Origin of the sequence: Candidatus Albibeggiatoa sp. nov. BB20, assembly GCA_016744725.1 — a bacterium.
Taxonomy (GTDB): Bacteria; Pseudomonadota; Gammaproteobacteria; order Beggiatoales; family Beggiatoaceae; genus Albibeggiatoa.
The window spans coordinates 11,442-16,612 of the sequence record JADGDW010000107.1; the positions used below are offsets into that span (position 1 = coordinate 11,442).

General features: G+C 38.7%; 5 protein-coding genes. 1 reads left to right on the plus strand and 4 read right to left on the minus strand.

The annotated features are described in order from the left end of the window. Nucleotides 1–124: 124 nt before the first annotated feature. The 4 genes from ABXH34_RS12310 to ABXH34_RS12325 all read right to left on the minus strand — a co-directional run bounded on the left by ABXH34_RS12310 (nucleotide 125) and on the right by ABXH34_RS12325 (nucleotide 4,081). Entirely contained in the window at nucleotides 125–1,033 is a 909-nt protein-coding gene (locus tag ABXH34_RS12310) for a DUF368 domain-containing protein (protein WP_353572182.1), read from the minus strand. Between the two features lie 4 nt (nucleotides 1,034–1,037). After that, nucleotides 1,038–2,105: a uroporphyrinogen decarboxylase gene (hemE, locus tag ABXH34_RS12315; RefSeq protein ID WP_353572183.1), complete on the minus strand. Its 1,068-nt coding sequence runs from the start codon at nucleotides 2,103–2,105 to the stop codon at nucleotides 1,038–1,040. An 81-nt stretch (nucleotides 2,106–2,186) separates the two neighbouring features. Next, nucleotides 2,187–3,533, minus strand: coding sequence for a UDP-N-acetylmuramate:L-alanyl-gamma-D-glutamyl-meso-diaminopimelate ligase (mpl, locus tag ABXH34_RS12320; protein WP_353572184.1), 1,347 nt, complete (start codon nucleotides 3,531–3,533; stop codon nucleotides 2,187–2,189). Next, complete coding sequence (locus tag ABXH34_RS12325; RefSeq protein WP_353572185.1) at nucleotides 3,533–4,081, minus strand: hypothetical protein; 549 nt, start codon at nucleotides 4,079–4,081, stop codon at nucleotides 3,533–3,535. Before ABXH34_RS12325 ends, mpl begins: the two co-directional genes overlap by 1 nt. Nucleotides 4,082–4,256: 175 nt before the next feature. On the opposite strand from ABXH34_RS12325, the gene ABXH34_RS12330 reads away from it, so the two are divergent. Further along, nucleotides 4,257–4,913 carry a protein-L-isoaspartate O-methyltransferase family protein gene (locus ABXH34_RS12330; protein ID WP_353572186.1) on the plus strand — a complete coding sequence of 219 codons (657 nt, stop codon included), beginning with the start codon at nucleotides 4,257–4,259 and terminating at the stop codon, nucleotides 4,911–4,913. Nucleotides 4,914–5,171 lie beyond the last annotated feature (258 nt).

The following is a 5,171-nucleotide window of genomic DNA, read 5'->3' on the forward strand; positions in this document are numbered from 1 at the left end:
CAAGTAAGCTGTCCAATCAATGGACAACTCGATAAAGTGGGAGAAACAAAGGCCGTTTCATACCCACTTTAATTTTGATTAAAAACTGAAGGAAAAATAAATATTTTATTGAATTTTCTAGGGTTTAATCCGTTCTAAATTTTCGTTCTAATTGATGAATCCCAACAACTAAACCCAGTCCTAAAATAAACATTAACAATGCATACAATACAGTTTGATTGAAATCCGTTGGCATAAAAGGAGTGCTGCTGATGAGTTTCTGTTTGCCGTGTGCCACAATATAATGCCGAATTTGAAATGGCCAAATGATCCACAGCGTGCCGATTAATACCCCAACAATTGTCAACAACGTTTCTTGATAAAATCGGCTGAGTAACCAGCTCAAAAATCGACTAAATATTACCAAGCCTGTGACCGCGCCCAATCCAAATGGAATCAAAATATTAAGCTGAAAATGCCCAATTCCATTGAGAATTACATCATATTTTTTCATAATCAACAGCAAAAATGAGCCTGATAAACCCGGTAAAATCATGGCTGTAATCGCAATCATCCCAGAAATAAAGATAAACCAAGCCCCATCAGGTGTTTCAGTTGGCACAAGGTTTACTGTGAACCAGCCAATAATTGCACCCACCACTAAAAAGAAAAAATCGACTCCAGTAACTTTCTTCGCTTCAGCCAATAAGGTGATGATAGAGCCTAAAATAAGCCCTAAAAATAATCCATAAATCGGTTCTGGATGAGTATGTAGTAGTTTTGGCAGTGGGATTATGCGGGTGAAAAACACCACTGCTGAAATCAAGCCAATGCCTAATGGGATTAAAAACCCAAAATGAGGGCGTAAAACAGCTTCACGTATATTGAACGTCAAAACTGCTTTTAACCACAAAACATCAAATGAACGAATCGCCGCTAATAATTGCGCATAAATGCCCAAAATAAACGCCATCGTACCGCCACTAACGCCGGGCACAACATCCGCTGCACCCATACAAAAGCCTTTGGCTGCTAAAACAATTTTATTTAACATGCTTTTATCCAGCGTGATATTGCTTACTATGCTCATGTACTGCGTTGATAAATGCTGCAACATGTTCTGGGTTAATTTCTGGATGGATGCCATGCCCTAAATTAAACACGTGACCTTCACCGTGTCCAAAGCTTTCTAAAACTGTTTGTACTTCTTGTTCAATACGTTGTGGTGACGCATATAAAATACATGGATCCATATTGCCTTGTAACGCCACTTTATTACCCACTTGTTGACGCGCCTCACCCATTGGCATGGTCCAGTCTAGCCCTAAAGCATCACAACCCGTGTCAGCCATTGCTTGTAACCATTGACCACCATTTTTTGTAAATAGAATCACAGGAATGGTTTGGCCTTCATGTTCACGTTGTAATTGAGACACGATTTTTTGCATATAAGCTAAGGAAAATTCTAAATAATCACGCTGGGTTAAAATCCCGCCCCACGTATCAAAAATCATCACTGCTTGTGCGCCTGCCTCAATTTGTGCATTGAGATAAGTCACAACCGATTGTGCCACTTTGTCTAATAAAGCGTGCATCAACTGCGGTTGGTCAAACATCATGCCTTTAACTTTAGCAAAATTCTTTGTCGTACCACCTTCAACCATATAGGTTGCCAAAGTCCAAGGACTACCAGAAAAACCAATCAATGGTACTCGTCCATCTAATTCTTTTCTAATTAAGCTCACCGCGTCAACAACATAACGCAAGCTTTCATGAGGATCAGGGATTGGGAGTTTTTCAACATCAGCAGCGGTTTTAATCGGACGTTCAAAACACGGGCCTTCGCCTTCACTAAAATATAAACCTAAGCCCATCGCATCAGGAATGGTTAAAATATCTGAAAATAAGATAGCAGCATCCAATGGATAACGTTCTAAAGGCTGTAAAGTGACTTCACAAGCCAGCTCTGGATTTTTGCATAAATTAAGGAAGTTACCTGCTTTAGCCCGAGTCGCACGATATTCTGGCAAATAACGTCCTGCTTGGCGCATCATCCAAACAGGTGTCACATCAACAGGTTGACGAAGTAAAGCACGGATAAATCTGTCATTTTTTAATGGTGGCATCGTACAATTCTAATTCTTATCGAAAGTAGAACATTGTACGAAGTTTAAGCCTGATAGGCTAGTACTGAAATTGGTAAAATCCTACGATAAAGCCGCTAGCAATCGCTGATGAATATGTTCAAATCCGCCATTACTCATAATTAATATATTTTCATTTGGCTGCTGATGCTGTACTAATTGTTCGATAATCTGCTGTGTGTCATTACAAATATGGGCTTTGGGTAACTCATCTGCCACAGATTGCAAAGACCACGCGAAATCCTCAGGTTGATAAAAATATACACTATCAGCCATCTTTAAAGAATCGGCTAACTGTTCCTGATGTATACCCATTTTCATGGTATTAGAACGCATTTCCAAAACCGCTGTAATCGGCTGAGAACCTACTTTCTGACGTAATGCAGCGACAGTTGCCGCAATCGCTGTTGGATGATGGGCAAAATCATCATAGACATTAATCTGATTCACTGTGCCACGTAATTCCAATCGGCGTTTAACATTGCGAAAACGGGTCAAAGCCTCACACCCTATAGCACTGGGTACGCCTGCATGTCTGGCACTGGCTATCGCGGCTAAGGCATTATGCGCATTGTGTAAACCAACCACATCCCATTGAACATGCCCTTGTAATTGCTGCTGAAAATAGACTTCAAATTCAGAATAATCCACATTATGCTCACCAATCTGCCAATCGCTGTTTTGACTGGCAAAGGTCTCGCGCTGACTCCAAGGCTCTTTATCTAATACTTGTTGAATGGCCTCAATTGGCGGATGTACGATTAAACCCGATTGAGGAATAATGCGTAAGAAATGCTGGAATTGACGTTGAATTGCAGCTAAATCAGGGAAGATATCGGCATGGTCAAATTCTAAATTATTTAAAATTGCGGTTCTGGCAGGATAATGAACAAATTTAGAGCGTTTATCAAAAAAAGCCGTATCATATTCATCAGCTTCAATCACAAAAAAAACACTGTCGGTTAAACGTGCTGAAACCTCAAAATTCTCAGGAATACCACCAATCAAAAAGCTGGGATTTAAATGTGCATATTCCAAAATCCAAGCTAATATACTACTGGTTGTGGTTTTGCCATGTGTGCCCGCCACGGCCAAACACCAACACTGACGTAACACATTTTCTGATAACCATTGTGCGGCTGAAATATACGGAATATTGTGTTCTAAAACGTATTCTACCGCAGGATTACCACGCGATAAGGCATTACCAATAATCACACAATCAGGGGCAGGTTTTAGTTGCTCTGGCTCATAACCTTCAAAATAAACGATATTTTGTTCTGTCAGTTGGGTACTCATTGGCGGATAAATCGCTTTGTCTGAACCCGTGACTTTATGGCCAAGCTGTTGTGCAATCACGGCAATGCCCGCCATAAACGTGCCGCCAACGCCTAAAATATGAATATGCATTATTGTGTTAATACTTCTGCTGCTGGAGTTGGAAATAACGTTTGTAAAATAACGATTGTCACCAGTAAATAAATAAAGGTAATGACAAAGCCAATAAAGAGTTCACTTGATAGAGCATGACGCAAAATATGTGCGTAAATAGTCAAATTCCAACTAACCAACAAAATGGCTAAAATTTGGGTTAAGCCAATATCAATACCCACTGATTTGAAATATAATTCTAAAACCAAAATCGGTATCGCAACCAAGTGAAAAAACACATCAACCCCAATGATGGCAGTTAATGTTTGCAAGGTTCTTGCATAAAATCCCGTCATATATAACAAACTAAATGTGAGAAAAAAGGTGATACCCACTTCTACAAATGTTTGTAAAATAGCCGTTAGAATCGGAATTTCAAATATGATGGGAATAATTGTAGATATGCACATATACAGTGCTGTGACCAGCAGTAAAAATATCTGTGAACTAGGTAAATCTTGAGGCCCTAACTCTAGTTTACAGATTTTGAAAAAAGTATGTGCAATGACATAAAGTGTTTGTAACATAGATGTTGTCAGTTTTTATTGTGTTATTGAAAGCAATATTTTAGCGATAGCTCTTGATTTCAATACACCATATCATAACTAATAGTCTAAATTAAATCTAAAACCCTAGCAGCAACTATTTATAAGATTTATAATACTGTCAAATTTACTTTTAGGAAGAGAGATAGGAAAGAATATGCCGCATTTCAATTATGAGCAAGCACGTTTTAACATGGTAGAACAACAAATACGCCCTTGGGAAGTGCTTAACCAGAGCGTATTAGATGTGATGGCGGAAATCCCTCGTGAGAAATTTGTACCTTCTGAATATCAAGCATTGGCATTTGCTGATGTAGAAATCCCTTTGGGTCATGAGCAAGTCATGATGTTTCCTCGTTTAGAAGCGCGGCTATTACAAAGTTTATCGATTAAATCAACAGATCGTGTATTAGAAATTGGTACGGGTAGCGGTTATTTAACTGCATTGTTAGCTAACTTAGCAGAACATGTGGATAGTGTTGAGATTTATGAAGATTTGGTTAAACAAGCTGAGAAAAAATTAGCAGGCGTAGATAACGTTTCATTGAGTGTTGGCAATGCAGCACAAGGCTGGAAAACGGATATTCAGTATGATGTGATTGTGTTAACTGGCTCAATTCCTGTTTTATCTTCACATTTTAAACAACAACTGAAACCAAATGGTCGCTTGTTTGCGATTGTGGGTGAAGCTCCGATCATGGAAGCATTGGTGGTAACACGTTTTAGTGATACAGAATGGCAGGTTGATAGTTTATTTGAGACTTCTGTTGCTGAGTTAATTGGTGTGGTTAAGCCAAATCAGTTTGTTTTATAGAGCTCATTTGACATCTAAAAAATAATGATTTTACATGACGCAGAGCGTCAAAGCTGAGTTACCACGCCGAGCGTAGTAACTAGTCATAATTGTTTGAAAAAATTAATTTTCCTCATTCCAACGGAGACCGTTGGAATGCTGCTCAGACGCTCTGCGTCTTAATACTTAAAATATTATAATTATAGATTTCAAATCAGTTCTATAAAAATAATCAGATTAAGGATTAGCAGTTTTAGATTTTAAAATCTCTGGCTGTCA

What these genes read in the sequence shown, in the direction of transcription:
- ABXH34_RS12310 (WP_353572182.1), bottom strand. Translation starts at nt 1,033, where the DNA reads ATGTTAAATAAAATTGTTTTAGCAGCCAAAGGCTTTTGTATGGGTGCA.
- ABXH34_RS12325 (WP_353572185.1), bottom strand. Translation starts at nt 4,081, where the DNA reads ATGTTACAAACACTTTATGTCATTGCACATACTTTTTTCAAAATCTGT.
- hemE (WP_353572183.1), bottom strand. Translation starts at nt 2,105, where the DNA reads ATGCCACCATTAAAAAATGACAGATTTATCCGTGCTTTACTTCGTCAA.
- ABXH34_RS12330 (WP_353572186.1), top strand. Translation starts at nt 4,257, where the DNA reads ATGCCGCATTTCAATTATGAGCAAGCACGTTTTAACATGGTAGAACAA.
- mpl (WP_353572184.1), bottom strand. Translation starts at nt 3,533, where the DNA reads ATGCATATTCATATTTTAGGCGTTGGCGGCACGTTTATGGCGGGCATT.